Origin of the sequence: Vibrio splendidus 12E03, from assembly GCF_000272105.2 — a bacterium.
GTDB classification, from domain to species: Bacteria; Pseudomonadota; Gammaproteobacteria; order Enterobacterales; family Vibrionaceae; genus Vibrio; species Vibrio splendidus_I.
This window is the reverse complement of record NZ_AJZD02000001.1, coordinates 1-2,534: the sequence shown is the minus strand read 5'-3', so window position 1 is coordinate 2,534 and position 2,534 is coordinate 1. Positions and strand designations below refer to the sequence as shown.

The 2,534-nt window shown below is 41.3% G+C and carries 2 protein-coding genes; one reads left to right on the top strand and one right to left on the bottom strand.

The window, feature by feature from the left end; genetic code table 11:
- Window positions 1-293 precede the first annotated feature (293 nt).
- Window positions 294-1,211 carry a helix-turn-helix transcriptional regulator gene (locus A142_RS00010; RefSeq protein ID WP_019825731.1) on the top strand — a complete coding sequence of 306 codons (918 nt, stop codon included), beginning with the start codon at window positions 294-296 and terminating at the stop codon, window positions 1,209-1,211.
- Between the two features lie 174 nt (window positions 1,212-1,385).
- Here the strand turns inward: A142_RS00010 and A142_RS00005 are convergent.
- Window positions 1,386-2,534, bottom strand: a 1,149-nt coding sequence (locus A142_RS00005; protein WP_019825729.1) for an Ig-like domain-containing protein, incomplete at its 5' end; no start/stop codon positions are given.

The window sequence follows — 2,534 nt, the reverse complement described above, 5'->3', positions numbered from 1 at the left end:
GAAAGTCAAAAAACACGGGACAGATGGCAAACGTAAAGTCTGGCAAAAGCAGTACGCGATGACAAAAGCGTTGAACAACCTCACTGGGCTAGGCATGCCTGAAACTTGCCACATTGACTAAGAAACACACGAAATGGAGCGGCTCTGCCTCTAAACTGAATTACGCATCAAAGCCCTATCGTTGAATATAAAAGTTGGCACTTTACATAGCTATGAGGTAGCTCCCCCTAAAACGATTGAACTATGAGATTAACTAAACGATACTAGAATGAAAAATAATCAGAGGGAAAGGAATGAGACTTACATTTGCCCAGTTTTTACACTATGTAAGAACAGAAAAAACATTGACACAACAGGAAATGGTCGACTTACTTAGTCGTTCTGATACAAATCTTTCTAAGCTTGACCTCACTACCTTTAGTCGCTGGGAGAGAGGAATAACATCGCCCAAATTATCTAAGCAATTACTCATAGCCAGAACAATGGATGAAGACGTTTTAAAACTCATTGATCCAGACGTTGAAGCCAAAGAAAAGAATAAACGTCATTTTGAAAAAATGACCAACCGTATCCTTCACCCATACTCAAAAACTCCTAAAACGTTTTCCCATTACTATCACGGCTCATTAGCTAAACAACATAGTTTGTGTGAGCAGTTGGTTGGATTTCACCAAGACTATATGGGTATATGTGTCGACGCTGGGGATATACAACAAAGTAAAATGGTTTTGAATACATTTAGTGACTCTTCAGGTATGTTAGTAGGGCATTTACTTTACGGTTTTGTGCCGATCGAGCAGCAAGCTTCATCACTTAATCCAAACCAACTATCAGCCTGCCCCTTTCTAGATCTAGAAAAAAGCATGGAACAACCTGTAGATCTGTATGTAATCTCTACGTTCGGTTCTTTGCCTACTCCTAGAATGGCTAGTATTATGTTTATGTTGGATATCTTGTGCCAAAATACTCGCATCAAAAATCTAGTATTAAATTGTCATGATCAAGAAGCCTATGCCCTGTTCGAAACGAGTACAGACTTTGAACTTGTATCAAAAGGTAACGAAATCCCTTTCGGAGGCGTTAAAGTTTTTGGGAAAAATTACAAATATGCGCAAATTAGAATCAAATCTGAAAATATTCTCGCATTGAAAGTAATATCAAGCTTTCTTCCATTTATTCAGGATTACATTCAAAACTTATTAGAAGATTAGATACCCCGATGCATTCACGGGGTATCTACAGTGACAGCTCCATGCGGAGTTAGCCATTCATCCATGGGAAAACCCGTGGTTTCTGTATCCACAGAATAAATTCGACCTTTCATCGAAAGATGAAAACGATGTTAACCTAGGTCGAACAGTCCACAAAAGATTCGAATGGACTTGTTATCGAACCTCCGCTACGCACGAGGCATAATGCTTCCCCCTATCACTTTGGGTTACTTCACTATTATTTTTAAGACTAACTAAAATATAATTAGAAGACATTTCGTCTAGAGTATCTGTCCAATAACGCAATGAAGCTGGCCACCCCCACAAATTATAGAAAGAAGTGGATCCTGAGTTATCAAAATCAAAGAGGCTTTTTAGTTCATTTCTTGAGGCTCTACGCCATCCCGTTCGGCCTGCAAAATTTAAATCATCTAACTTTTTGCACCAGCGGTCTAATTGACCATTCTCTCCGGGAATAGTAACGCCAACGCCACTCTGTAGAAAGAGTGCAAAGCTTCCTGTCGGCCCGTCAGTTCCATCCTCAACTCGCAATTCTGCGTATGTGTCATTACTATTGCTAGCAACACTTTGACGAGTATACTCCAACCTATTCATCACCAATTCTGATGGACTGCTCGTATACCATTTTACAGTTCCGTCAAAGCCAACGACTTCTCTAACTTTCAGACAATACCCCGTAGCATTCGATTGATCACTATTATTAACTCCACCAGTTGGAGATGTATCTATAGAAGAACCACTCTCGTTTCCACATACCAATAAAGTGGGGTCTAACACGTTTACTGCAACCGGTGTACTCATGACCGAATCAAAGGATGCGGTAGTTTCGGTTATTCCTAGGCTAACACCTGTTACTATACCTCCTAGGACCATTGCAATGTTTGTATCTTGCCCGACCCAATTGACAGAAGGAGTAATTGGAATCATTGTGCCATCAGAATATACGCCTGTAGCGACTAATGTTCTCGAACCTGATAAGTTTACTTCAACAGGGTTTGGTGAGACCTCTATAGATAATAAGATGCTATCCGTCACTTCTAACGCCGCATTCGCACTGAAGCTTTGACCGTTGGCTTGACCCGACGCGGTTATAGTGACACTGCCAACCTTGACTCCAGTGGCCACTCCATCGCTATCTATGGTAGCAATATTGCTATTACTGCTTTGCCAGTTAAGCGCCTCTTGACTTGTTACATCAAGAGCCTGGCCATCAGACAGGGTTGCAGTGGCGGTAAAGGTCGTGGCTAGTCCCAGTGGAGTCGTTTGTGTGGTTGGGGTTATATACAACGATTCTACGATAGC